Here is a 26,177-nt window from a genome sequence, read left to right as displayed (position 1 = left end):
GCATGCTGTCCTCCCCCAAAAAACCGCCTCGACCATGACGCTCACGCACCGCGAGAGCACGTCATCAGCGTTTCTTATTAGAGCGATTATAAAAAGAAGGCTTCACCTATCGCTCGGCGGCAGATAATTTCTGCTCCTGATAGAAACGTCCAAGGAGGCACTCATGGATGCGAAAGTAGACGACGGTTCCGGCGGCTGCCCGTTCGGTGGCGGCAAACGCGGTGCCCGCAACAGCGAGTGGTGGCCCGAACAGCTCGACATCTCGACGCTGCACCGCAACTCAGACTTGTCCGATCCCATGGACAAGGATTTCGATTACGCGAAAGAATTTCAGAGCCTCGACCTCAACGCCGTCATTGCGGACCTGAAACAGGTCATGACGGATTCGCAGGAATGGTGGCCTGCCGATTTCGGCCATTACGGCGGCCTGATGATCCGCATGGCCTGGCACTCGGCCGGCACGTATCGCATCACCGACGGGCGCGGCGGCGCCGGCGCCGGCCAGCAGCGCTTCGCGCCTTTGAATTCCTGGCCCGACAACGCCAACCTCGACAAGGCGCGCCGGCTCCTCTGGCCGGTGAAGCAGAAATACGGCCGCAAGATCTCCTGGGCCGATCTGATGGTACTCGCCGGCAACGTCGCGCTCGAAACCATGGGCTTCAAGACGTTCGGCTATGCCGGCGGCCGCGCCGATGTCTGGGAGCCGGAAGAGCTCTACTGGGGCCCCGAAGGCACCTGGCTCGGCGATGAACGCTATTCCGGCGAGCGCCAGCTCGAACAGCCGCTCGCGGCCGTGCAGATGGGCCTCATCTACGTCAATCCGGAAGGTCCGAACGGCAAGCCCGACCCCGTCGCGGCGGCGAAAGATATCCGCGAAACCTTCTACCGCATGGCGATGAACGACGAAGAGACCGTCGCGCTCATCGCCGGCGGCCATTCCTTCGGCAAGACGCACGGCGCGGGCGATCCCTCGCTTCTCGGCCCGGACCCGGAAGGCTCGGCGATCGAGGATCAGGGCCTCGGCTGGAAGAGCGGTCACGGCACGGGCTTCGGCGACGACGCCATCACCGGCGGTCCGGAGGTCACCTGGACGCAGACGCCGACGCAGTGGAGCAACTACTTCTTCGACAACCTCTTCGGCTTCGAATGGGAGCTCGAAAAGAGCCCGGCCGGCGCTTATCAATGGGTGGCGAAGGATGCGCCGGCGGAAATCCCGTATGCGCATGACCCGAGCCGCTTCCGCAAGCCGACGATGCTGACGACAGATCTCGCGCTCCGCTTCGACCCGGACTATGAGAAGATCTCGCGGCGCTTCCACCAGGATTTCGACGCGTTCGCCGATGCCTTCGCGCGCGCCTGGTTCAAGCTCACCCACCGCGATATGGGCCCGAAAGTCCGCTATCTCGGCCCGCTCGTGCCGCAGGAAACGCTGCTCTGGCAGGACCCGATCCCCGCGGTCGACCACGAGCTGGTGAATGCTGAGGACATCGCCGATCTCAAGGCCAAACTCCTCGCCTCCGGCCTGTCGGTCTCCGAGCTCGTATCCACGGCCTGGGCGTCGGCTTCGACCTTCCGCGGCTCCGACAAGCGCGGCGGTGCCAATGGCGCACGCATCCGCCTCGCCCCGCAGAAGGATTGGGAGGCGAACGAGCCCGAAAAGCTCGCCAAGGCGCTGCAGGCACTCGAAAAGATCCAGGCGGACTTCAACGCCGCCCAGAGCGGCGGCAAGAAGGTCTCGCTCGCCGATCTCATCGTGCTCGGCGGCACCGCAGCCGTGGAAAAGGCGGCGAAGGATGCCGGCGTCGATGTCGCCGTGCCGTTCACGCCGGGCCGCATGGATGCGAGCCAGGAGGAGACGGACGTCGATTCCTTCCGAGCTCTCGAGCCGCGTGCCGACGCCTTCCGCAATTATCTGAGCGGTCGGCAATTCATGCGTCCGGAGGAAGCGATGGTCGACCGGGCGGAGCTTTTGACGCTCACCGCCCCGGAAATGACGGCGCTTCTCGGCGGCATGCGCGTCCTCGGCGCGAACTATCAGAACGCGCCGCACGGCGTCTTCACCCACCGGCCGGGCATGTTGACGAACGATTTCTTCGTCAACCTCCTCACCATGGCGACGCAATGGCAGCCCATCGCCGACGGCACCTATGAGGGGCGCGATCGCAAGACCGGCGAGGTCAAATGGCGGGCGACGCGCGTCGACCTCATGTTCGGCTCGCACTCGCAGCTGCGTGCGCTTGCCGAGGTCTACGCCTGCGCCGACAGCCAGGAGAAGTTCGTGAAGGACTTCGTCGCCGCCTGGACGAAGGTGATGGAGGCCGACCGCTTCGACCTCCAGGCCCCGCGCCACTAGGCTCCGCCCACCTGCGGCCTCGCCCCCTAAAGAGCGCGGCCGCAGATTTTTCGAAGGGCACGATCGGCAACGATCGTGCCCTTTTCTTATCGCTCCTGCTCGCCCTGCATAAAAACACCTGACCGCTGAAGCACTGAGCGACGCTGGAGGCGTCGGCCTCCTCCTTCGTCAAACCCGACTTGGGTAATGCCCAAACGGCCCAAGTGACTACACGGAATGGATTTTCAGCCAGCGAATCATGCGCTCGATGAGATCGCGAATGTTAGCTGGACTCGACGGGACGTGCCCTTCACCGAAGTAACGCACGAATTCCACTCTCTGCTTGCGATCGCGCAGCGCGGCAAACATCGTCTCGGATTGTTCGATCGGGCAATAATCAAGATCGCCGTGAATAAGCAGAAGCGGAGCTTTTATCCGCTCCACCGAAAAGAGGGGGCTGTTACGAACATAAGCTTCGAGATGACGCCACGGAGGGCCAGGAAGCTGCCAGTTCCTTTCGCATAAATCGCTATTGAAGTGCGGCTCCTCCGCATATCGATCACGCGGATCGCAGACGCCGTGCAGAGAGATCAGATTAGAGGCCGCGGAAATAGCAATTCCTGAACGAAAGCGATCCGTTTCCGCCAGAAGTGCAAGAGCGGCCCAGCCGCCTAAACTGTGCCCACCTACGTGGAGTTGGTCCGGGTCCACATACCCGTTCTGCACGGCCGCCTCGATCGCGGGGAGGACTGCATCGCAAACCTGATCGACCATCGGGCGCTTGTCGGCGGCTTCATTTTCGATAGGCACACTCGGCCGGATCACCGTGATGCCTCTCGCGGCAAGAAGCTGCAAGTTTATGAAACGGAAACTGTTGAGACGATCCTGCTCACCGCCGCCTTCAGGAACGTCCGCGCCCGGGTAAAGCCAAACGAGCCCAGGATTCGGGTCACCCTCTCGACGCACGGGAGGCTGGATGACATTCGCAAAAGCTCTATGGCCGCTCCTCGTCTCGAAGACGAAGCTGTGAATGCTGCCGGGGCACACCTCTTTGAGATGCCGATCCGTCTCAAAGACCGTCCGCCGTGCCGCACCGCCCCCTATAAGAACGCGTGTCGCATCGTTCACACGTTCGACGAGCACCTCTTGTCCGGACTGTTTATCGGCAAGGACAATCTGAGCTCCGTTTTTGTCGACTGGGGGCGGATATACGACACGTTCTCGTCGCGCGAATGACTGCAACGAAGTCGGAGCCTTTTCCGCATCTGGAAACGATTGGAGCGATGAGCTGCTGGCGTTGATCTGCGCCAGCTCCCCCTCCGCTGACCGCGGGCTTTCCATCCGGTCCGAAAGGACGCTTGCCGTAACATCTTGGCCGGCTTGGGCACTTTGAAGGGCAGCAACGGCGGCGTTCACACCCCGAAATTCGGCCTCGATTCCCAAAGGAGTCTGACCTTCGGGCAAGAGTTCACATCCAATCTCTCGTTCGTTCAACCAGCCGGTCGGCGGTCTGTGTGCCCGTAGAGCGAGATTTCGATCGGTCAGAACGCGGATGCTCTGGGTATCGAGATCGAAAACGCAGGGACGCACGAAACGCCCGTCCGTCACGGCAAGAGAGATTCGGGCCCCATCAGGCGAGAAAACCGGAGAAAAAAGTCCCAGTCCTTGCGGAGAAGGAACCAGTCGCACATCGCCCAGCTGGAGGTCGAGAAGATGCAGTTTTCCACGCTCAGCGCCGACGAGAAATGGCACCCCGAAGCGAGGCGCTGACGCGGCGCCCGTCTGGACTGAGAAGGCGAGATAGCGGCCGGAAGGATCAAGAGCAAACTGCGAACCGTAGAAACCCTCGAAGGAACTGAGTGCGAGCACGTCATCGATGCATAGCGGTCGAGGCATGAAGAGACGAATAAACCGTTTGCTCGACCGGCACGACGCCGAAATCCAAGCAAATCTTAAAACGGTGACTTCGGATAGTCCGACGCACTGCGCAAAACGGCTTTATCTCTAATGCAGGAGGGGGAAGACTTTGGCCGCGGCGATCTCGAACGTCGCGCACTCGGTCACTGAACGCGGATGCCGCCGCCTATCCCTCTCAGCCTGCCCGCCCAGCGAGACCGGCGTCCGGCGGTCCCACGCCTCACCCATCCTCCTGGTCGAGACCCAATTCCTTCCGCTTTTTCTTCGAAAGCCCGTGGGCCACCAGGCGGTGAGAGGCGCGGAGATAGGCGCGGAGGTCTTCATCGGAGAGGCCTTGCGCAAAATCCTGGATCCAGGTGAGGCCGCGCGAGGCGAGATAGGGCGCCGGGCACAGTCCCGGCTCCTCCTTCAAAATCTCGAACGAGATCTCCGTCGTCTTGAAGGTGAAGGCCGGCCGCTCCTCGTGCCAGCCGCCGATCGCAAAGACCTTGCCGCCGACCTTCCAGACATCCGCCCCGCCCCATTGCACGACATGGGTCGTTGCCGGCAGCGCGCCACAGAAAGCGTTGAATTCCTCGTAGGTCAAATCCCGCCTCCCCTGGTGGCGGCAACCGCCGTCTCTGTCCCCGGGTGCGACTGCCGTCCAGCTCCCCGGTGGCGGCGACCGCCTTCCTGCGCCCCGGCTAGCATGTTCCGCGGACCTGCGCAGCCACGACATTACGCAATCAAACGAACGTTTGACTTAAACGATCGTTTGATTGATGATTACCCCTAGATCAAAGGCCGAAAAGTCCTATCCATGAGCAGAAACCCCGCGTCGCAGCCCCCCATGATGCAGCCCCCCATGCTGCATCCCAAGGAAGGCGCTCGCCGGCCGAAATCCTCGGAGAAAGCCACCGGCGCGTCCAGAACGCCCGCGGAGAAACCCGCAGCGCCCCGCCGCTCGCCGGCGAGCCCGGCCAACGTTCCGGGCGACACGACGCGCGAGCGCATTCTCGATGCCGCTTTGGAGTTGTTCGGCGAACGCGGCCTGCATGCCGCCTCGGTGCGCGATGTCGCCAAGCTCGCCAAGGCCAATGTCGCCGCGATCTCCTATCACTTCGGCGGCAAGGAGGAGCTCTATCTCGCCGTCGCCGGCTATGTCGCCGCGATCATGGGAAGCCGGATCGCGGAACGCGCGCCGCAGATCGTCAATTCCGCCCCGCCCGCGAACCCGCAGGAGGCGCTTGCCCATCTCGAGCTCGCCTTCGACACGATCGTCGACGTCATCGTCGGCCATGAGGACATGCGCCGCGTCGCCCGTTTCATCCTGCGCGAGCAGATGAGCCCGACGGCGGCCTTCGACATCATCTACGCGCAGGTGATGGAGCGCATGCACCGCACGGTGTGCCTCAATTTCGGCATCGCGACCGGCCTCGATCCCGACAGCGAGACTGTGCGCCTCAGAACCTTTCTCCTCATCGGCCAGGGCATTTTTCTGCGCGTTGCCGAGGCCGTGGTTCTGCGCCGGCTCGGGGCCGACCGGTATACCCCATCGCTCCTCGACGAGATCAAGGCGATGCTCCGGACGCATCTTCATCTCGTCGTGACGGAGCTGCGCGGTGGCAAGGTGGAGGCATGAGATGCGTGTCGCCGGTGCCCTTTTCGTCGTCCTTGCGGCCGTCGCGACCCTGTCCGCCTGCGGGCGTGCCGGCGAAGCCGATGCGCCGCCCCTGCAAGGCTATGTCGAAGGCGACTTCGTCTATGCGGCGCCCGAAATCGCCGGGCGTCTTGCCGAGATAAAGGTTCAGGAAGGGGCGCAGATTGAGGCCGGCGCCCTCCTCTTCACGCTCGACCGCCAGACGATCGAGGCGGAGTTGCGCCAGTCGGAGGCGGAACTCGCCGCTGCCGAGGCCGAACTCGCCGACCGGCGCGAAGGCCAGCGGCCCGTCGAACTCTCCGTCATCGAGGCGCAGATCGACAAGGCGCGCGCCTCCCGCGATCAGGCGGAAAAGGAGTTTCAGCGCCAGCAGGATCTTTTCCAGCGCGGCGTCATCGCCAAGGCGCGCCTCGATCAGGCGAGCGAAACCCTGTCCGTCGCCGAAGCGCAGCTTGCCGAGGCGCGGCGTCAGAAAGACGTCGCCACGCTGCCGGCCCGCAAAGCCCAGATCGAGGCGGCGGAACGCCAGGTCGAGGCGGCGCGCGCCGGCGTCACTCAGGCGAAGACGAAGCTTGCGAAGACGAATGTCCGCGCCCCGGAAGCAGGCCTCATCGACGATGTCTATTATCGCCCGGGCGAGGTCGTCGCCGCCGGCGAGCCCGTGCTCTCGCTTCTGCCGCAGAGCGAGCGCAAGATCGTCTTCTTCGTGCCGGAACCGCAGCTCGCACAACTGCCGCACAATGCCGAAATCGCCATCTCCTGCGACAATTGCCCGGCCGGTCTCACCGCAAAAGTGACGCGCGTCTCGGCGGAAGCGGAATTCACCCCGCCGGTCATTTTTTCCGAAAAACGCCGCGACAAGCTTCTCTTCCGCGCCGAGGCGCGGCCGGTCGGCGACACGGCACGCCTGCGCGTCGGGCAGCCGGTCGATGTGCGCCTCGTCGCTGCGGAGCCCGGATCATGAGGTCGGGCACCAGCCAAAGCGATCGCGCGCCCGTCATCGAGGTCGAGGATCTCACCAAGCGCTTCGGCGGCAAGGCGGTCGTCAAGGACATCGACCTTGAGATCGCGCGCGGCGAGATCGTCGGCTTCCTGGGTCCGAACGGCTCCGGCAAGACCACGACCATCCGCATGATCTGCGGGCTTTTGCATCCCGACGGCGGCAGCGGCACCTGCCTTGGCTACGACATCCTGACCCAAGCCGAAGAGATCAAGCGGCGCGTCGGCTACATGACGCAGCGTTTCTCGCTCTACGAAGACCTGACGATCGAGGAAAATCTGGTCTTCGTCGCGCGCCTCTACGGCATGACAAACGTGCGCAAGGCAGCCAAAGACACGCTCGACCGTCTCGGCCTCGCCTCGAGGCGCGGTCAGCTCGCGGGCACGTTGTCGGGCGGCTGGAAGCAGCGTCTGGCGCTCGCCGCCTGCACCATGCACACGCCGGAGCTCCTTCTCCTCGACGAGCCGACGGCGGGCGTCGATCCGAAGGCGCGGCGCGAATTCTGGGACGAGATCCACGAGCTCGCAGAAACGGGCCTCACCGTCCTCGTCTCCACCCATTACATGGACGAGGCGGAGCGGTGCCACCGCATCGTCTATATCGCCTATGGCACCATCGTGGCGCGCGGCACGGTCTCAGAGATCATCGACCAGTCGAAGCTTACGACCTTCATCTTGAGCGGCAAAGGCGCCCCGGCGGCCGCCAAAGCGCTGACGGGGGCAAAGGGCGTGGAACAGGTGGCGCCCTTCGGCAGCGAGGTGCATGTCGTCGGCTCCGATGCGCAAGCCCTCAAAACCGCGATCGATGCCGTCAAGAGCGACCACGACATCGCCGTGCGCCAGGGCGAAACGACGCTCGAAGACGTCTTCATCCGCCTGATGAGCCAGGCCCAGGCGCTGGAGGGGTGAGATGGGCCTGATCTCGCTCTCCCGCATCAAGGCGGTGCTCCTCAAAGAAGTCATCCAGATGCGCCGCGACCGGCTCACCTTCGCGATGATCATCGGCATCCCCATCCTGCAGCTCATCCTCTTCGGCTATGCCATCAACACCGATCCGAAGATGCTGCCGACGGGCGTCCTCGTCCTCGACGGCGGGCCGGTGTCGCGCGCCATCGTCGCGGGCATGGAAACCTCCGGCTATTTCGACATTGCCGCCCCGCTCGCCCGCGAGACGGACGCGCGCGCAGCCCTCGAAGACGGCTCGCTCTCCTTCGTTCTCACCATTCCGCAGAATTTCGAGCGCGATCTCGTGCGCGGGCTTTCCCCCGAAGTCGTCGTGGAAGCCGACGCGACGGATCCCGCCGCCTCCGCCAATGCGCTCGCCGCCATGCCGGAGATCGTCAGCCGCGCCATCGCCCATGTCCTGAGCGGCCCGCTCGGTTCAAAAAGCGCACAGGCGCGCAGCGCCGACGTCATCATCCACCGCCTCTACAATCCGGAGGGCATCAGCCAGTACAACATCGTGCCGGGCCTTCTCGGCACCATCCTCACCATGACCACGACCTTGATGACGGCGCTCGCCCTCACCCGCGAGATCGAACGCGGCACGATGGAGAATCTCCTCTCCATGCCGGTCAAACCGGTGGAGATCATGATCGGCAAGATCGTGCCCTATATCGGCCTCGGCCTCATCCAGGTCGTCGTCATCCTCGCCGCCGCGCTCACGCTCTTCAACGTGCCGATGCTCGGCAATTATCTCGCCCTTCTCGTCGCCGTCACCATCTTCCTCGCCGCCAATGTGACGCTCGGCTACACCTTCTCCACGCTCGCCCGCACGCAGCTCCAGGCGATGCAGATGACGTTCTTCTTCTTTCTGCCGTCGATCCTTCTCTCGGGTTTCATGTTCCCCTTCCGCGGCATGCCGGAATGGGCGCAGATCCTCGGCAATGTCCTGCCGCTCACGCATTTCCTGCGCGTCGTGCGCGGCATCATGCTGAAGGGCAGCGACCTCTCCTTCGTCTGGCCGGAAATCTGGCCGATCCTCGCCTTCCTCGGCGTCATCGCCGCGCTCGCCCTCATCCGCTTCCGCAACACCCTCGACTGAGCGCAGAGCGACCACCCTCTGCGGCATCGGGCGTGGCCGCGCCGCCACGGTTTCCGAAAAAGCCCATCGCCGGACGATTCGTTTCTTTGCTGTGCAGCGTGGAGTCGGTAGCGATTGTTCCATGCAAGAGCTTGGCGACATCATCGAGAATTCGGCCGACAGATCCGGGAAAAAGCGGCGGGTTCACCCGCGCGCTGCGATCCGTGCGTTCGCAGGCAGTGTCCTGGCAGCGTTCATCGCCGCCTCGTCGGCCACCACGCCCGTTGCCGCGCAGGAAACACCCGTTCCCGCGGACAAGAGCAGCCACGATCTCATTCTGGAGCTCGGCGCCGGCGCCTCGGTCCAGCCCGCCTATGAGGGCGCGGACGATTATACGGTCCAGCCGCAGCCCTTCGTCGCCCTGCATTATCTCAGCCTGCCGGTTTTCGGCGAGTTCGGCGGCAAGCCGGAACAGGGGCTTTCGGTCAGCCCGTCCTTCCGCGTCGTGCGCGAGCGCGACGACAGCGATTATTCCAAGCTTCGCGGCATCGGCGACGTCGATACGGCGGTCGAACTCGGCGGCGCCGTCAAATACCGGTGGAACGATCTCGAAGCCTATCTCGCGCTGCGCCGCGGCGTGACGGGCCATGACGGCTTCGTCGGCGAGACGGGCGTCAATCTCGTGACGCATCCGACCAACAAGCTCGAAATCACGGCCGGCCCCCGGCTTTCCTTCGCCGATGCGGAATATCTGCAGACCTATCTCGGCATCACGCCGGAGCAGGCGGCGGCCTCGGGGCTTGCGGTCTTCGATCCCGACGGCGGCATCAAAGGTGTCGGGGCTTCGCTCGAAGCGCGTTACGCCTTCACCGAGAATTGGTCGGTCGTCGGCCAGGCCAACTACGAGCGGCTCATCGGCGATGCCGCGGATTCGCCGATCACCGATGTCGGCAGCGAGAACCAGTTCACGGCGGCTCTCGGCCTCACCTACAAATTCGGTCTCGACCTCTTCGACTGAGCTGTGCCGGCGGCCCGTTTGACCGCCCATTCGTCGAGCTTCGCCTTCGCCTCATCATCGGGTATGAAGGGGGCGAGGTGATCATGACCGAATCGCATAAAGCCACGGCCACGCCGACGGACCCGGAAACCTCTCTCCGACGCGGCGTCGCCAACAGTGAAGAAGCCCGGCGCTGGTGCCGGGAACGGGCCATCGAAGACATCGAATGCATCGTGCCCGATCAGGCCGGTGTCGCCCGCGGCAAGCTGATGCCGACCGGAAAATTCTTCGACGACAAGCCGATGACGCTGCCGGCGGCGATCTTCACCCAGACCATCACCGGCGATTATCCGGACCGCGACGAAGAGGAATACGCCGAATCCATCACGGACGGCGATCTCATCTTCCGCCCGGATTTCTCCACCCTCGCCGTCGTGCCCTGGGCGTCCGACCCGACCGCGCATGTCATCCACAACGCCTATCACCGCGACGGGCGTCCGGTGGAAGTTTCCCCGCGCCGGGTGCTGCAGCAGGTCATCCAGCTCTACAACGACGCCGGCATCCAGCCGGTGGTCGCGCCCGAGCTCGAATTCTATCTCGTCAAACCCAATCTCGATCCGGATTATCCGCTCGAGCCGCCGGTCGGACGATCCGGGCGCACGGAGCGCGCCCGCCAGGCCTATTCGATCTCCGCGGTCAACGAGTTCGAGGCCCTCTTCGACGACATCTACGAATTCTCAGAAGCCCAGGGGCTCGAGATCGACACGCTCGCCCATGAGGCGGGAACGGCGCAGATGGAAATCAATCTGCGCCACGGCGATCCCGTCGAACTCGCCGACCAGGTGTTTCTGTTCAAGCGCACGATCCGCGAGGCGGCGCTGCGCCACGAGATGTACGCGACCTTCATGGCGAAGCCGATTGCCGCCGAACCGGGCTCGGCCATGCACATCCACCATTCGGTGGTGAGCCTTAAGACGGGCGACAACATCTTCTCCACGCCGGACGGCGGGGCCAGCAAGGAATTCCTCTATTATATCGCCGGCCTGCAGACCTACATTCCGCGCGCCATGGCGATGATGGCGCCGTTCGTGAATTCCTATCGCCGCATCACGCCGCACACCTCGGCGCCGATCAACATGCGCTGGGGCTACGACAACCGCACCGTCGGGCTGCGCGTGCCTCTTTCCGATCCTGCGGCGCGGCGCGTGGAAAACCGCGTCCCCTCCTCCGACGCCAATCCCTATCTCGCGATCGCGGCCTCTCTCGCCTGCGGCTATCTCGGTCTCGTCAACAAGCTCGAACCGGACGAACCGGCGGCCGGCACGGGCTATGACGCGCCCTTCACCCTGCCGCGTTCCATTCTCGATGCCGTCCAGCTTCTGGAGAACACACCGGAACTGGTGGAAATCTTCGGCAGCCCCTTCGTCAGCATCTATCGCGGCATCAAGGAAACCGAATACGAAACCTTCATGGGGGTGATCAGCCCCTGGGAGCGTGAATACCTCCTTCTCAGCGTCTAACCCCTCCAACTTTCGAGCAAGCCGTGCCGCGGCCTTTCCCGCCCTCCTGGTACCATCTGACAGCCGGTGACCGCCCCGAAAGGCCGATGCTCTCGGGACAGACGGACGCCGATGTCTGCGTTATCGGCGGCGGCCTCGCCGGCCTTTCCGCGGCCCTGCATCTCGCCGAAGCGGGGACGCGGGTGGTGCTGCTGGAGGCGGACCGCCTCGGCTACGGCGCGTCGGGGCGCAATGGCGGCCAGATCCATTCCGGCCAGCGCCGCGACATTCTCTGGCTCGAAAAGCATTACGGCTTTGAGCGTGCCAAGGCGCTCTGGCAGGTGGGCGAAGAGGCAAAAGCGCTCGTGCGCGGCCTTGCCGCCCGCTTCGGCTGCGACATCACCAACGGTCTCATCGACGTCTTCCACCGGCCGGCCGACGAAAAGGAAAACGCCCATTTCGTCGAGACGCTGCGGGAGCGCTACGATTATCCCGACATCGAGGTCTTGAGCCGTGAGGAAGCGGCAGCGGCGGTCGGCTCGCCCTCCTATTACGGCGGCTGTCGCGACACAGGCGCCGGCCATCTCGACCCTTACGCCTTTCTCCTTGGCCTCGCCGGCGCGACCGAGGCCGCAGGCGCCCGCCTTTACGAAGACAGCCCCGCCCTCTCCTACAGGAAAGAGAACGGGCGTTTTCGCGTCCAAACACCGTCCGGCGAGGTGACGGCGGAGCGCCTCATCGTCACCACCAACGGGCGCTCGGGCCCGTTCGAGGCCGTCACCCGCGGGCGCACCGTCGGCGTCAACAGCTTCATGGTGGCGACGGAACCGCTCGGCGATCTCGCCGAAACCGTGCTGCCCGGCGGCGAATGCGCCTCCGACAGCTATTTCGTCATCTGCTACTGGCGCAAATCGGCGGACGGTCGTCTCCTCTTCGGCGGCGGCGAAAGCAGCGCCGGGCGCATCCCCTCCGACATCGGCAGCTTCGTGCGGCCGCATTTCCTGCGCGTCTATCCGCAGCTGAAGGACATCAAGATCGCCCATGGCTGGGGCGGCGTCGTCTCGATCACGCCGGCGCGCATGCCCTTCATCCGCGAGATCGCGCCGGGCGTCATGACGGCCGCCGGCTTTTCCGGCCAGGGCGTGGCGCTCGCGCCCTATGTCGGCAAGCTCCTCGCCGAAGAGGCGCTCGGCCGTGTGCCGCAGGAACTCGCCCTCTACACCGACCTCAAGGTCGGCCGCGTGCCCGGCATCACCGCACTCCGCCGCGCCATGGTGAGCCTCGCCATCTGGCACGGCCAGCTCGTCGACCGGTTCTGAGCACGGCGCAAGGCGAAGACGCGCGCGGGAACACGCACAACGCGAGCGCGTTATCGCTTCATGGACCGCACCGCTTCATCTCGTTTCGACACCGGCTTCGACCGCACCTCTTCGCGCCAGCACAGCGCTGTAGAAATCGAGCGCGAGCTCAACCGGCTTGAATCGCTGGCGAAGATGATGGATGCGCGCTTCGGCGTGCCCGGTTTCCGTTTCGGCTTCGATTCCCTGATCGGCCTCATCCCCGGCATCGGCGATGCGGCGGGCGGCATCATCTCCGCCTATCTCATCTACCGCGCCCATCAGCTCGGCGCCGACACGGACGTGAAGGCGAAGATGGTGCGCAATGCCGGCTTCGACTTCGCGCTCGGCCTCGTGCCCCTCGTCGGCGATCTCGGCGACGTCTATTTCAAGGCCAATCTGCGCAATGTCCGGCTTCTGACCGAGCATCTTCGGGAAAAGCACGGCATCGGCATGGTCGACGTCACCGGCGATGCACACATGCGCGACGTGACCCCGAAGAATGCGACGGCGCAGAAGCGCCGCTAAGCCTTTTCGGAACTGTAAGCGGGCGCACCCATTAGATAAGTCGCGGCAACCGCGCGATCATCGCCCAGCATCATCAGCACGAAGAGCTCTTCAAAGAGCGTCTCCACCCTCTCCATGCGCCAGCGCATGGCCGGTGTCGCGGCACTGTCGAGCACGACGCAATCGGCCTCCATCCCGGGCCGGAACGTGCCGATACGATCGTCGAGGCAGAGCGCCTCGGCATTGCCGAGCGTCAGCATGTGAAAGGCCTCGAACGGCGTCAGCCGCTGCTCCTTGAGCGCCAGCACCTTGTAGAATTCCGACACCGTCTGGAGCATCGAATAGGAGGTGCCGCCGCCGATATCGGTTGCGACCCCGACCTTCACCGCCGGTTCGGCCGCGCGCATGGCCGCAAGATCGAAAAGACCGGAGCCCAGGAAAAGGTTCGAGGTCGGACACGAGATCGCGGAGGCCCCGGCCTGCGCCAGCGCCTGGCGTTCACGCTTAGAGAGATGGATGCAATGGCCGAACAGCGCCTTCTTCCGCACCAGCCCGTAGCGTTCGTAGACGGCGGTATAATCCTCAGACCATGAAAAATCGCGGGCGACGGTTTCGATCTCGAGCGTGTTCTCCGACAGATGCGTCTGGATGTGCATCTGAGGGTATTCCGCCGCGAGCGCACCGGCCGCCTCGAGCTGTGCCTCCGACGACGTGACGGCAAAGCGCGGCGTGATCGCATAAGAGAGCCGGCCGTGCCCGTGCCATTTCTCGATCAGCGCCTTTGACTCCTCATATCCCGTCTCCGGTGTATCGAGGAGCGCGTCCGGTGCGGCCCGGTCCATCATCACCTTGCCGGCGACAAGCCGCATGTTCCGCTTGAACGCCTCGGCAAAGAGCGCGTCGGCGGATTCTGGATGCACCGAGCCATAAACCGCGCCGCTCGTCGTGCCGGAGCGCAAAAGCTCGTCGAGAAGGAAGGTCGAGGCCACCGCGCAAATGCCGGGATCGGCGTATTTCTGCTCCTCGACAAACGTGTATTTCTCCAGCCATTCCAGAAGATGCGCGCCGTAGGAGGCGATCACCTGCGTCTGCGGCATATGGAGATGCGGGTCGATCAAGCCCGGCATGACGAGATGCGGGCGGTGATCGGCGATGACGGCATTTTCGGGCAGCGTCGTCGCGAGCGCGCCCGCTTCACCCACGGCCGCGATCCGCCCGTCTTTCAGAACGAGAAGCCCGTCCTCGAGATAGCGCACGGCCTCGCGCTCGCCGGCGAGATAGGGATCGGCCTCAAACCACAGAAGCCGGCCGCGGATCGCGTCCACCCGGCCCGGAGCGGCGGATTTCGTGCTCACCATGCCGACCGGCTTCCGATCCAGGCGGCGAGCGTCTGCCGTTCCTCGGGGCTGATCACGGCAACCCCCGGCGGCGGCATGGCTTTGGAGCGCACCGCCTGCATGTCGATCCTCTGCCAGTTGCGGGCCACCTCTTCGGGTGTGTCGAGGAGCACGCCCTTCGGCGCCGTGTGAACCCCTTCAAACAAAGGCTCGGCGGCGTGGCACATGGAGCAATGCCCCATGACGATCGCCTGCGCCTCGTCGAAATGCATCGAGGCCATCAGAGCGAGCTCGGGATCCTTGTCGATCCTGGCATCCGCCGCCTCCTGCGGCCCGTAGCCCGGAAAGCGCGACAGCGCCACGATCGCGGCGACGAGCACGGCGACCACCGCCCAGGGCCACCAGAGCTTCCGGCCCGTCCGATGCATCGTGTTGAAGAAATGCCGGATGAGCGCGCCTGTCGGCAGCACCAGAATGGCGATCAGCCAGTTCCACTCTGTCGCGAAAGCGAGCGGATAATGGTTCGACAGCATGAAGAAGAGGACGGGCAGCGTCAGATAATTGTTGTGCAGCGAGCGCTGCTTCGCCGCCTTGCCGAGATGCGCGGCCGGCTCCCGCCCCGCCTTCAGGTCGGCGACCACGATCTTCTGGTTCGGAATGATCACGAAGAAGACGTTCGCCGTCATGATCGTGGCGATGAGCGCACCGCAATGGATGAAGGCGCCGCGCCCGGAAAAGACGTGGCAGAAGAGGAAGAAGGCCACGACCAGAAAGACGAAGAGCACGACGAAAAGAAGCGTGTCGTGGCGCCCGAGCGGCGAGCGGCAGAGCCGGTCATAGGCGAGCCAGCCGGAGCCGAGACCGGCAAGGCCGATGAGAACCGCGCCCCATTCGGGAATATCGGCGATCGACGGGTCGATCAGGAAGAGCTCGGCGCCGAAATAATAGACGATGCAGAGGAGCACGAAGCCGGAGAGGAAGGTGAAATAGCTCTCCCATTTGAACCAGGTGAGCTCGTCCGGCATGAAATGCGGCGCCACGGCATATTTCTGCATGTGGTAGAAGCCGCCGCCATGCACCTGCCAGGCCTCGCCGGTGACGCCGTCCGGCAGTCCCTCACGGCGCCTGAGGCCGAGATCGAGCGCGATGAAATAAAACGATGAGCCGATCCAGGCGATGCCGGTGATCACGTGCACGAAGCGCACGGCAAGGCTCAGCCATTCCCAGACGATCGCACCCATTCTTTCTCCCGATCACGCACGGATAGGCGCGATGCAATCATGCTGCCCATCCGTCACCGTCTCCCAAGGGGAGACTCAACGGAGCGCAGGGCAGCGCTCCGTCCTCATTTAAAAAGCTGCAGGCGTCGCCTGCTGGCGAAGGCGGCCGGAAACCGCCTCCGCCACGGCGATGGCTTAGCTCTGAACGCCCTTCACGTACCAGTCGAGCCCCAGGAGCTGCTCGTCCGGGATCGTGTCGCCTTCCGGCACCTTCACTTCGCCGGACTGGTCGGTGATCGGGCCGGAGAAGGGATGGATCTCGCCCGAGGCGATGCCGTTCTTCACCTTGTCGGCGGCTTCCTTCACATCGGCCGGCATGATGTCGTTGTAGGGCGCGATGCCGACGAGACCCTTCTCGATGCCCCACCAGATGTTGCCCGGCTCCCATTCGCCGTCGAGCTGTTTCTGGATCTGGTCGATGTAATAGGGGCCCCAATTGTCGGTGATCGCCGTCAGATGCGCCTTCGGCGCGAAGTCGATCATGTTGGAGGCCTGGCCGAAGGCATAAACGCCGCGCTGCTCGGCGGCCTGCAGCGGCGCCGGGGAATCGGTGTGCTGGGAAATGATATCGCAGCCCTGGTCGATCAGCGCCTTGGCGGCGTCGGCTTCCTTGGCCGGATCGTACCAGGAGTTCACCCACACGACCTGCGTGGTGAAGTCCGGATTGACCTTCTGCGCGGCGAGCGTGAAGGCGTTGATGCCGCGCACCACTTCCGGGATCGGCACGGAGCCGACATAGCCCGCCTTGCCGGATTTCGACATCATGCCGGCGATCGTGCCGATGACGGCGCGGCCTTCATAGAAGCGGGCATTGTAGATGCCGACATTGTCGGCCGTCTTGTAGCCGGTGGCATGCTCGAAATGCACGTCCGGAAACTGCTTCGCGACCTTGATCGTCGAATTCATGAAGCCGAACGACGTCGTGAAGATGAGCTTGTTACCCTGCTGCGCGAGCTGGCGGATGACGCGTTCCGCATCCGGGCCCTCGGCGACGTTCTCGACGTAGTTCGTCTTGATCTTGTCGCCGAAATGCTCCTGCGCTTTCTTGCGCGCCTCGTCATGGGCGTGGCTCCAGCCGTAATCGCCGATCGGCCCGACATAGACGAAGCCGACATTGAGCGGCCCGTCCTGGGCGGCGGCCCGGCCGATCAGAGCGGGAAGAGCAAGGGTCGCGGCGCTGCCGACCAAGATCTGGCGCCTGTTCATTCTACTCATTGACAAAACTCCCTGGTGTTCACGAGGTGCGGGATCAAAAACGCGCGCTCTCAACCGGTGGCGCGGAAGGGTTTGCCGAGACAGGCCGGGGCCGCGTTGCGGCGGCCGGACGGCGCGATCGAAATCAAGGTCAGGACCACGATGGTCGCAAGATAGGGCAGCATCGCCAGAAATTCCGGCGGCACGATATTGATGCCGGCGGCCTTGGCGTGAAGTTCGAGCGTCATCACCGCGCCGAAGAGATAGGCGCCGCCCAAAAGCCGGAGCGGCCGCCAGGAGGCGAAGACGACGAGCGCCAGCGCGATCCATCCGCGCCCCGCCGTCAGCCGGTCGGCCCACATCGGCGTCATCACCAGCGAGTAATAGGCGCCGCCAAGCCCGGCCATCGCCCCGCCGAAGGCGACCGCGAGATAGCGCACGCGGATGACCGAATAGCCGATCGAATGCGCCGCCTCGTCGCTTTCCCCGATCGCCCGCAGGATGAGGCCGGCGCGCGAGCGCGTGAGGAACCAGGCAACGAACGCCGTCATGACGAGCGAAAGATAGACGAGCGGCGAATAGCCGAAGACGACGCGCCCGATCGGATCGTCGGCGAGCGCGGCGGGGAAGATATGCTCGAGCCCGCTCACCGTGCGGCCGACGAAATTCTGCCCGATGAGGGAGGAAAGGCCGATGCCGAAGATCGTCAGCGCGAGCCCGGTCGCCACCTGATTGGCGGTCAGGGTCAGCGTCAGGAACGCAAAAATCATCGAGGCGGCGGCCCCCGCCGCCATCGCGGCGACGAGACCGAGCGAGGCGCTGCCGGTCGTAAAGGTCACGCCGAAGGCGGTGACGGCGCCGATCAGCATCATGCCTTCGAGGCCGAGATTGAGCACGCCGCTCTTTTCCACGACGAGCTCGCCGAGCGCCGCCAGAAGGATCGGCGTCGCCGCGCCGACAAGCGTCATGATGATCGAAATGAAGATCGCCGTCGTCACGCGCTGAGACTTTCTCTTTGCTTGTCGAGGGGAGTGGATGACGTCCGGGAGCCTTCGTCGGCCTGCCTTATGTGCGGATGGCGCGCCTCCGCCGGCCGGCTGAGATCGGCCGGTACCACCACCCGCAGGCGGTAGCGCACGAGAATGTCGACCGCGAGCAGGAAGAACAGCATCATCGCCTGAAACATGCCGGTCGCCGCATAGGGAAGGCCGAGCGCCGTCTGAGCGTTCTCGCCGCCCACATAGGACACGGCCAGGACCATGCCCGCAAGCACGATGCCGAGCGGATGCAGGCGCCCGAGAAAGGCGACGATGATCGCCGTGAAGCCGTAATTGACGGAAAACTGCGGCGTCATCTGCTGAAACGGACCGGCCGCTTCGAAAATGCCGGCGAGCCCGGCAAAGGCGCCGGAGGTGAGAAGCGTCAGCCAGACCGTGCCGCGGGCGGAAAAGCCGCCATAACGCGCCGCCTGCGGGGCGAGGCCGACGATCCGCACCTGAAAGCCCGTCACCGTGCGCGACAGGACGATCCAGACGGCGATTGCCAGAAAGAAGGCGACGGGGACACCCAGATGCACGAGCGTGCCCTGCACGACGGTCGGCAGCGTCTGCCATTCGGAGAACAGGCGCGTCTGCGGGAAGCCGTAGCCTTCCGGATCGCGCCAGGGTCCGCGCATCAGATAATAGAGAAGCTGCACCGCCACATAGGTCAGCATCAGGCTGGTCAGGATCTCGTTGACGTTGAAGCGCGTCTTCAGAAACGCCGGGATCGCGGCCCAGAGGAGACCGCCGAGAATGCCCGCCGCGACCATCGCCGGCAGGATCCAGTAGCCTTCCATGTCCCAGGTGGCGAGCGCCACCCCCGTGCCGGCGAGTGCGCCGACGATATACTGGCCCTCCGCGCCGATGTTCCAGACATTGGCGCGAAAGCCGATGGCCAGCCCGAGCGCGATGGTGATGAGCGGCGCGGCCTTCACGAAGAGGTCCTGCCAGCGATAGGGATCGGCGATCGGCGCGACGAAGATCTGATAGATCGCCGCCAGCCCGTCATAGCCCATGAGCGAAAAGATCAGGATACCCGCAAGGACGGTGAGCGCGACAGCGAGAACCGGCGTCCCGTAGAGCATCGCCCGGCTCGCCTCGCGGCGCGGCTCCAGCCTAAGCCGCATGAACTTGCTCCTCGCGGGGCCCCTGGCGCGGCCCGCCGCCGTCGCCGCCACTCCCGGCGGCATCCTCGCCATGCATGCCGCCCATCAACAGGCCCACTCTTTCGATCGAGATCCCCTCCACGTCGAGCATCTCCGACAAGACGCCGCCATTGATGACGGCGATGCGATCGCACAACGCCAGAAGCTCGTCGAGATCCTGGCTGATCAGGAGGATCGCCGAACCGGCGGCGGCAAGGTCGACGAGCGCCTGGTGGATGGCAGCCGCCGCGCCCGCATCGACGCCCCAGGTCGGCTGCGAGACGATGAGGACGTCCGGCTTTTGCAGGATCTCGCGGCCCATGATGAATTTCTGCAGATTGCCGCCGGACAGGCTCGCCGCCGGTGCGCGCGGCCCCGTCGCCTTCACGTCGAAGGCCGCAATCACCTGTTCGGCATATTTCTCCGCCGCCCCATAGCGGATGAAGCCGTGGCTCGCCAGTTCCATGCGATGGCGCGCGGTCAAGACGGCATTGTCGGTGAGTGAGCAGGCCGGAACGGCGCCGTGGCCGTTGCGCTCTTCCGGCACGGAGCACATGCCGTCGCGCCGCCTGTCGCCAACATGTGCGGCGATGGAGGGCACCCCGTCGAGAAAGATGTTGCCGCTTTCCGCGCCCTCGATCTCGCCGACGAGAGCCGCCAGCAATTCGTTCTGGCCGTTACCGGCAACGCCCGCGATCCCCACGACCTCGCCGGCGCGCACCGAGAGATTGATGTCTTTGAGGGGAACGCCGAACGGCCCCTCGCCCGGCGCAGAAAGATGCGTGACGCGCAGCCGTTCCGGGCCGAAGTCGGTGCCGGGCTTGCGGCTCACGTCGCGCAAGGAGGCGCCGATCATCATCTCGGCCATCGATCTCGCCGATTCCTCGCGCGGGTCGCAGGTGGCGACGACCTGCCCGCCGCGCAGGATCGTGGCGGTGTCGCAGAGCGCCTGAATCTCGTTGAGCTTGTGGGAGATATAAAGGATCGAGCAGCCTTCCGCGGCCAGCCGGCGCAAGGTCTCGAAAAGCCGTTCCACCTCCTGCGGCGTCAACACGGAGGTCGGCTCGTCCATGATCAGAAGTTTCGGCGATTGCAGGAGCGAGCGCACGATCTCGATGCGCTGGCGCTCGCCCACCGACAGAGTGTGCACCTCGCGGTTCGGATCGAGCGGCAGATCGTAGGTCTTGAGGATGTCGCCGACGCGCTGCTGCAACTCGCGCCAGCTGAAGGAATGGTCGAGGCCGAGGGCGATGTTTTCCAGAACCGTCATCGCCTCAAACAGCGAGAAATGCTGAAAGACCATGCCGATGCCGAGGCGCCGCGCGGCCTTAGGATTGGCGATCGAAACCGGCTCGCCGTCCCACAGCACCCGGCCTTCGTCGGCCTGCAGGACGCCGTAGATGATCTTGACGAGCGTCGATTTGCCCGCCCCGTTCTCGCCGAGAAGCGCGTGGATCTCGCCCGGCGCGACGGAGAAGCTCACATCATCATTGGCGAGAACGCCCGGAAAACGCTTGGTAATACCTTCAAGCGCGAGCCGTGGCGGTTTGCCTTCCGTCGCCATGTCTTTCCCTGCATGTCCGTGTGGCTATCGCATCCGCCTGCACGGATGGCCGTTTTTCCAACAAGCAGACCGCCACCTCCGCCGCGACGAGCGCGGCAATCACAGGCGGCCTCTTGTCCTTCAAGGTTCTGCTTCCGATCGGCAGGATCAGCCGGTCCACATTGGCGCGCGCGAGCCCTTCCCCGCAAGCCCAGCGCTCGAACTGTGCCCGTTTCGTTTTCGATCCGATCATCCCGGTATAGGCAAAATCACCGCGTTTCAGTGCGGCATAGGCGACGGCGAAGTCGAGCGCATGGCTGTGCGTGGCGATGATCGCGGCCGAACCCGGCGCCGCCTCGGCGATGACAGCCTCCGGCAGCGCCGTCCAGACCGTCGCCACGCCCTCCGGCAAGTCGCTGAGCATTTCTTCGCGTGGATCGACGATGGTCGTGCGGAAGGGGAGTGGAGCCAGAGCCATGGCGAGCGCCCGGCCGACATGGCCCGCCCCGAAGACGACGACGCTCGGAGAGATCTCGCGCTCGGCCATCTCACGGGCCTCCATCTCCGCCGCCAGCGCCCGATCGACGCGCCGGAAGGAGAGGCCGACACGGCCGCCGCAGCACTGACCGAGATCGGGGCCGAGCGGAACCTCGCGCGCGTCCGAGCCTCGCTCACCCGCCAGCATCCGGCGGGCCTCGGCCAGCGCCTCATATTCGAGCATGCCACCGCCGATCGTGCCGGCGAAGTCCGTCTCCGTCACCAGCATCGCCGCCCCCGCCTCGCGCGGCGTGGAGCCTTTCGCCTCGTCGACTTCGATGAGGATCGCCTTCCGGCCTTCGTCGAGCGCGGCGCGCATCTTCTGGCAGAGCCCGCTCATGCGGCCGTCGCTTCCGCCGCCTGCCGGCGCACGTCTTCCACGGCAAAGAGAATGCGTTCGGGCGTTGCCGGCGCGTCGAGATCGGGGAAGACCTTGTAATCGGAGGCCGCCGAAACCGCGTCCGCGAGGGCGGAGAAAACGGAAATCGCCAGCATCAAGGGCGGCTCGCCGACGGCCTTGGAGCGATAGATCGTCTCCGCCTGGCTCTCGCCCTTCTCCCAGATCTTGATGCGCATATCGTCCGGGCGATCGTTCGCCGTCGGGATCTTGTAGGTCGAGGGGGCATGCGTGGTGAGCTCGCCTTTGCCGTTCCAGCAGAGCTCTTCCGTCGTCAGCCAGCCCATGCCTTGAATGAAGCCCCCCTCGATCTGGCCCATATCGACGGCCGGATTGAGCGAGCGGCCGACCTCATGAAGGATATCGACGCGCAAGACCTTGTTCTCGCCGGTCAGCGTGTCGATCGCGACCTCCGAACAGGCGGCGCCATAGGCGAAATAGAAGAAGGGATGGCCCGTCGCCGTCTCGCGGTCATAGGTGATGCCGGGCGTCGCATAGAAGCCCGTCGCCGAAAGCGAGATGCGGGCGAGATAGGCCTCCTCCACGAGTTCGGCGAAGCTCATCTCCTCGTCGCCGATCTCAACCCGGTTCGGCCGAAAGACGATTTTTTCGCGCGACACCCCGTACGCTTCGGCCGCAAAGGCAATGAGCCGCTCCTTGATGGTGCGCGCCGCCGCCTGCGCCGCCATGCCGTTGATGTCGGAGCCGGAGGAGGCCGCCGTCGCCGAGGTGTTCGGCACCTTGTCGGTGCGCGTTGAAGTGATCTTCACCCTGGCGAGATCGATCTGGAACTCCTCCGCCACCACCTGCGCGACCTTGACGAAGAGCCCCTGCCCCATCTCCGTGCCGCCGTGATTGAGCATGACGGAGCCGTCCTTGTAGACATGGACGAGGGCGCCGGCCTGATTGAGATGCCGGGTCGTGAAGGAAATGCCGAATTTCACCGGCGTCAGAGCGAGCCCCTTCTTCACCACCGGGCTCGTGGCGTTGAAGGCGCGGACCGCCTTCCGCCGCGCGCGGTAGTTGGAGCTCTTTTCCAGCTCCTCCACCATCTCGGCGATGACGCTGTCCGTCACCTCCATATGATAGGGCGTGAGCGCACCACCCGCCGCCGGATAGAAATTCGCCTTGCGGATATCGAGCGGGTCCTTGCCGAGCGCGAAGGCGATCTTCTCGATCATGCGCTCCGTCGCCACCATGCCCTGCGGCCCGCCGAAGCCGCGAAAGGCGGTGTTCGACACCGTATGCGTCTTCATGCGCCGCGAGCGGATGCGCGCCGCGTTCAAGGCATAGGCATTGTCGGCATGAAACATCGCCCGATCGGCAATCGCGCCTGAAAGATCCGCGGAATAGCCGCAACGCATCACCTGGTCGAAGGCCGCGCCGGCAATGCGCCCCTCACCGTCGAACCCCGCCTCGTAATCGATGAGAAAATCGTGCCTTTTGCCGGTCATCACCATGTCGTCGTCGCGGTCGAGGCGGAGTTTGGCGGGCCTTCCCGTCTTCGCCGCGACGAGTGCTGCGATCGCGGCAAAGAGTGCGGGCTGGCTTTCCTTGCCGCCAAAGCCGCCGCCCATGCGCCGCACCTCGATCGTCACGGCATGATCGGGCAGATCCAGCACCTTCGCCACGTTGTGCTGCACCTCGCTCGGATGCTGGGTGGAGGAATGCACAACGATGTCGCCATCCTCGCCCGGCAGCGCATAGGCGATCTGGCCTTCAAGATAGAAATGATCCTGGCCGCCGATGCGCACGCGGCCTGAAACTCTGTGCGGCGCTTGTGCGAGCACCCCATCGCAATCGCCGAGCCGCATTTCGTGCGGCGGCAGAAGATCCGCACCGGCTTCGAGCGCCTCGTCCAGCGTGATCACCGCATCTCGGTCCGCGTAGACGATCTCCGCGCTGTCGGCCGCCGCGCGCGCCAGCGCCAGCGTCTCGGCCGCCACCGCAAAAATCGACTGGCCGTGATATTCCACGATCTTGTCGGCAAACACCGGATCATCGCCGAAGACCGGGCTTGCATCGTTTTCACCCGGAATGTCGGCGGCCGTCAGCACGCAGGCGACGCCATGGGCGGCGCGCACTTTTTCAAGATCCAGCTTTTTGATCTCGGCATGGGCGCGGTCGCTCATCGCCACATAGATGTGCAACGTGCCCGGCAATTCGGCCATGTCGTCGATGTAGCGGGCCTCGCCCGAGACATGCCTTGCGCCGCTGTCATGCGGCTCGGGCCGGGCGACGCCGCCCGCGATCCTCTCCCGGCTCTCGTGCCGCGCCGCCGCATGCGGCCTTTCCTGCCGCGCGGTGCCGGCGACACCGCGGTCCTGGATGAGGTTTTCATCCATCAGGCAAGCTCCAGGACGCTGGGCACGCGCTCTCCGTCATCGGTTCGATCCATGGAAAACCGAACGAGCAAATTCTGCGCCACTTTCAACCGATAGGCGGCGGAGGCGCGCATATCGTCGAGCGGGGTGAAATCCTCAGCAAGCGCCGCCGCGGCCTTCCGAAACGCGGCCTCGCCGAAATTTTCGCCGATGAGGGCCGACTCGGCCTTCGCCGCCCGCTTCGGTGTCGCCGCCATGCCACCGAAGGCGAGCCTTGCCGCGACGATCTTCTCGCCGTCGAGGTCGACGCGGAAGGCGCCCATCACGGCGGAAATATCCTGGTCGAAGCTTTTGGAGATCTTGTAGCAGCCGAAGCGTGCATTCTTCGGCAGCTTGTCGATCACCACCTTTTCCACGAATTCGCCGCGCCAGCGGTCCTGGCGGCCATAGGCAAGAAAGAAATCTTCAAGCGGCACGTTCCGCTCTTCGTCGCGCCGGCGCAGATAAAGACGGCTCCCAAGCGCCATCAACGCGGGCGGCAGATCGCCGATCGGCGAGCCGTTGGCGATGTTGCCGCCGACCGTGCCGGTATTGCGGATCTGCACGGAAGCGAAGCGGCGCATCAGCTCGCCGAGATCCGCGTGGAGCACTCCGAGCCGCTCCGCCGCCCGGCGATGCGACACGGCCGCGCCGAACGACAGCGTCTCCTCGGTCTCGGCGATCTCCTGGAGCTCTTCGACCCGGGTGACGTCGATCACCGTCTGCAGAAACCGCCTTTTCTTCGTCACCCAGAGCCCGACATCGGTGGCGCCGGCAACCAGCACTGCGTCGGGATAGCCGGAATAGGTGACGGCAAGTTCCTCGATGGAGCGCGGCGTGAACCAGCGCTGCTCGCGGCCCGTCTCGTCGCGATACGAAATGCGCAGCATGGCGCCGTTGTCGAGCGCGCGGAGCTTTGCGGCCGTCTCCGCCGCCTCGGGCCGTTCCGCGCCGCGGCCATGCCCGCCATCCTTCAGCGCGGCGACGCCGGCCTCGATGATCGGCCCATAACCGGTGCAGCGGCAGAGATTGCCGGCAATCCAGTCTTTCACCTCCTGCCGGCTCGTCGCCTCACCGGTCAGAAAGCCAGCATAGAGCTGCATCACGAAGCCCGGCGTGCAGAAGCCGCATTGCGAGCCGTGATGCTCGACCATCGCCTGCTGCACCGGATGGAGGCTGCCATCGTCACGTTTCAGATGTTCCACGGTGAGAAGCTGGCGCCCATGCAGCGAGGGCAGAAACTGGATGCAGGAATTGACGCTGCGATAGGTGATGCCGCCTGTCTCGTCCGGCTCGCCCAGAACCACGGTGCAGGCGCCGCAATCACCCTCCGCGCAGCCTTCCTTGGTGCCCGGCAGACGTTCCTCCCGGCGCAAATATTCGAGGATCGTTTCCGTGGGCGGACGATCCGTGACACGGCGCGGCTCGTCGCCGAGAAGAAAGCAGATCGCCTTGCCCATCAGCTCCCCCGATAGGTGGAATAGCCGTAGGGCGAGACGAGAAGCGGCACATGGTAATGCGCGCCGGGATCGGCGATGCCGAAGCGCACGGGCACCACGTCGAGAAAGGCGGGACCTGGCAGATCCACGCCGCTCCCGCGAAAATAATCGCCCACATGGAAAAGAAGCTCGTAGCGCCCCGCCTTGAAATCGGAGCCTTCGAGAAGCGGGGCGTCGCAGCGCCCGTCGGCGTTCGTGGAAACCTCGCGAAGCTTTTCGCCCGCCGCATCGAACAGCTCGATCCTGAGGCCCGATGCGGGACGGCCCGCGGCCGTATCCAGGACATGCGTGGTCAAACGGCCTTGGCTCATGCACACTCCGCGCGATCTTGTCTGCCCCTCTGCCCAAAGGTGCGCCACAGCCAATCTTTGCACAACCCCTTCGCGCAACGCCTCGCCCGTTTCCGCGCGCGAGGGGCTTGCCGAGGCGAGGCGCAGGGTCCGAAAAACCCGCCTCGATCCCGCGGCAGGCTCTCGCGCGACCGCCACGTGCCGTCGCGAGCGGATTGACGGGCCAGCGCCCGGGGGTGCAAACGCAAAGGCCCGCGCGGCAAGCCCTTCGCCGGCGGCAGGCCATCTCAGGCAAGAGCCTA

Annotated in this window: 21 protein-coding genes; 9 read left to right on the top strand and 12 right to left on the bottom strand. The window is 64.8% G+C overall.

What is annotated here, in order from left to right:
* Positions 1 to 163: 163 nt before the first annotated feature.
* Positions 164 to 2,353 (top strand): catalase/peroxidase HPI, encoded by a 2,190-nt coding sequence (gene katG / locus EO094_RS10325; RefSeq protein WP_128292220.1) that lies wholly within the window; start codon positions 164 to 166, stop codon positions 2,351 to 2,353.
* 207 nt (positions 2,354 to 2,560) lie between these two features.
* Here the strand turns inward: katG and EO094_RS10320 are convergent, their stop codons facing one another.
* The gene (locus EO094_RS10320; RefSeq protein WP_164879623.1) at positions 2,561 to 4,201 is read right to left on the bottom strand and encodes a S9 family peptidase; all 1,641 of its coding nucleotides are present in this window, start codon (positions 4,199 to 4,201) and stop codon (positions 2,561 to 2,563) included.
* A gap of 268 nt (positions 4,202 to 4,469) precedes the next feature.
* Entirely contained in the window at positions 4,470 to 4,835 is a 366-nt protein-coding gene (locus EO094_RS10315; protein WP_128292218.1) for an MmcQ/YjbR family DNA-binding protein, read from the bottom strand.
* A gap of 243 nt (positions 4,836 to 5,078) precedes the next feature.
* Between EO094_RS10315 and EO094_RS10310 the strand changes: the two genes are divergently transcribed.
* The 8 genes from EO094_RS10310 to EO094_RS10275 all read left to right on the top strand — a co-directional run bounded on the left by EO094_RS10310 (position 5,079) and on the right by EO094_RS10275 (position 13,271).
* Positions 5,079 to 5,870, top strand: a complete 792-nt coding sequence (locus tag EO094_RS10310) for a CerR family C-terminal domain-containing protein (protein ID WP_128292217.1) — start codon at positions 5,079 to 5,081, stop codon at positions 5,868 to 5,870.
* Between the two features lies 1 nt (position 5,871).
* Complete coding sequence (locus EO094_RS10305) at positions 5,872 to 6,852, top strand: HlyD family secretion protein (protein WP_128292216.1); 981 nt, start codon at positions 5,872 to 5,874, stop codon at positions 6,850 to 6,852.
* Complete coding sequence (locus tag EO094_RS10300) at positions 6,849 to 7,796, top strand: ABC transporter ATP-binding protein (RefSeq protein WP_128292215.1); 948 nt, start codon at positions 6,849 to 6,851, stop codon at positions 7,794 to 7,796. Before EO094_RS10305 ends, EO094_RS10300 begins: the two co-directional genes overlap by 4 nt.
* Position 7,797: 1 nt before the next feature.
* Positions 7,798 to 8,931: an ABC transporter permease gene (locus tag EO094_RS10295; protein ID WP_128292214.1), complete on the top strand. Its 1,134-nt coding sequence runs from the start codon at positions 7,798 to 7,800 to the stop codon at positions 8,929 to 8,931.
* A gap of 121 nt (positions 8,932 to 9,052) precedes the next feature.
* Entirely contained in the window at positions 9,053 to 9,928 is an 876-nt protein-coding gene (locus EO094_RS10290; RefSeq protein ID WP_128292213.1) for a MipA/OmpV family protein, read from the top strand.
* Between the two features lie 83 nt (positions 9,929 to 10,011).
* Positions 10,012 to 11,427, top strand: a complete 1,416-nt coding sequence (locus EO094_RS10285) for a glutamine synthetase family protein (RefSeq protein WP_128292212.1) — start codon at positions 10,012 to 10,014, stop codon at positions 11,425 to 11,427.
* Between the two features lie 23 nt (positions 11,428 to 11,450).
* Positions 11,451 to 12,725, top strand: a complete 1,275-nt coding sequence (locus tag EO094_RS10280) for an NAD(P)/FAD-dependent oxidoreductase (RefSeq protein WP_128292211.1) — start codon at positions 11,451 to 11,453, stop codon at positions 12,723 to 12,725.
* A gap of 60 nt (positions 12,726 to 12,785) precedes the next feature.
* Positions 12,786 to 13,271, top strand: a complete 486-nt coding sequence (locus EO094_RS10275) for a DUF4112 domain-containing protein (protein ID WP_128292210.1) — start codon at positions 12,786 to 12,788, stop codon at positions 13,269 to 13,271.
* Here EO094_RS10275 and guaD read toward each other — a convergent pair.
* From guaD to uraH, 10 genes are all read right to left on the bottom strand, one after another.
* The gene (gene guaD, locus EO094_RS10270) at positions 13,268 to 14,608 is read right to left on the bottom strand and encodes a guanine deaminase (protein WP_128292209.1); all 1,341 of its coding nucleotides are present in this window, start codon (positions 14,606 to 14,608) and stop codon (positions 13,268 to 13,270) included. The genes EO094_RS10275 and guaD overlap by 4 nt on opposite strands.
* Positions 14,602 to 15,828, bottom strand: a complete 1,227-nt coding sequence (locus EO094_RS10265; protein ID WP_128292208.1) for a urate hydroxylase PuuD — start codon at positions 15,826 to 15,828, stop codon at positions 14,602 to 14,604. Before EO094_RS10265 ends, guaD begins: the two co-directional genes overlap by 7 nt.
* A gap of 174 nt (positions 15,829 to 16,002) precedes the next feature.
* Positions 16,003 to 17,073 (bottom strand): BMP family ABC transporter substrate-binding protein, encoded by a 1,071-nt coding sequence (locus EO094_RS10260; protein WP_246008519.1) that lies wholly within the window; start codon positions 17,071 to 17,073, stop codon positions 16,003 to 16,005.
* Positions 17,074 to 17,132: 59 nt separating this feature from the next.
* Positions 17,133 to 18,029: an ABC transporter permease gene (locus tag EO094_RS10255; protein WP_092810003.1), complete on the bottom strand. Its 897-nt coding sequence runs from the start codon at positions 18,027 to 18,029 to the stop codon at positions 17,133 to 17,135.
* Positions 18,030 to 18,055: 26 nt separating this feature from the next.
* Positions 18,056 to 19,228: an ABC transporter permease gene (locus tag EO094_RS10250; RefSeq protein ID WP_128292205.1), complete on the bottom strand. Its 1,173-nt coding sequence runs from the start codon at positions 19,226 to 19,228 to the stop codon at positions 18,056 to 18,058.
* Complete coding sequence (locus EO094_RS10245; RefSeq protein ID WP_128292204.1) at positions 19,218 to 20,810, bottom strand: ABC transporter ATP-binding protein; 1,593 nt, start codon at positions 20,808 to 20,810, stop codon at positions 19,218 to 19,220. Before EO094_RS10245 ends, EO094_RS10250 begins: the two co-directional genes overlap by 11 nt.
* Positions 20,773 to 21,666 carry a xanthine dehydrogenase accessory protein XdhC gene (xdhC, locus tag EO094_RS10240; protein WP_246008462.1) on the bottom strand — a complete coding sequence of 298 codons (894 nt, stop codon included), beginning with the start codon at positions 21,664 to 21,666 and terminating at the stop codon, positions 20,773 to 20,775. Before xdhC ends, EO094_RS10245 begins: the two co-directional genes overlap by 38 nt.
* Entirely contained in the window at positions 21,663 to 24,068 is a 2,406-nt protein-coding gene (gene xdhB, locus EO094_RS10235) for a xanthine dehydrogenase molybdopterin binding subunit (RefSeq protein WP_128292203.1), read from the bottom strand. The genes xdhC and xdhB overlap by 4 nt, the downstream gene beginning before the upstream one ends.
* The gene (gene xdhA, locus EO094_RS10230) at positions 24,068 to 25,546 is read right to left on the bottom strand and encodes a xanthine dehydrogenase small subunit (RefSeq protein ID WP_128292202.1); all 1,479 of its coding nucleotides are present in this window, start codon (positions 25,544 to 25,546) and stop codon (positions 24,068 to 24,070) included. The genes xdhB and xdhA overlap by 1 nt, the downstream gene beginning before the upstream one ends.
* Positions 25,546 to 25,896 carry a hydroxyisourate hydrolase gene (gene uraH / locus EO094_RS10225; RefSeq protein WP_128292201.1) on the bottom strand — a complete coding sequence of 117 codons (351 nt, stop codon included), beginning with the start codon at positions 25,894 to 25,896 and terminating at the stop codon, positions 25,546 to 25,548. The genes xdhA and uraH overlap by 1 nt, the downstream gene beginning before the upstream one ends.
* Positions 25,897 to 26,177: the final 281 nt, after the last annotated feature.

Source organism: Afifella aestuarii, assembly GCF_004023665.1.
Taxonomy (GTDB): Bacteria; Pseudomonadota; Alphaproteobacteria; order Rhizobiales; family Afifellaceae; genus Afifella; species Afifella aestuarii.
The sequence above is the reverse complement of the archived record's forward strand: the minus strand, read 5'-3'. Positions and strand labels throughout refer to the sequence as shown.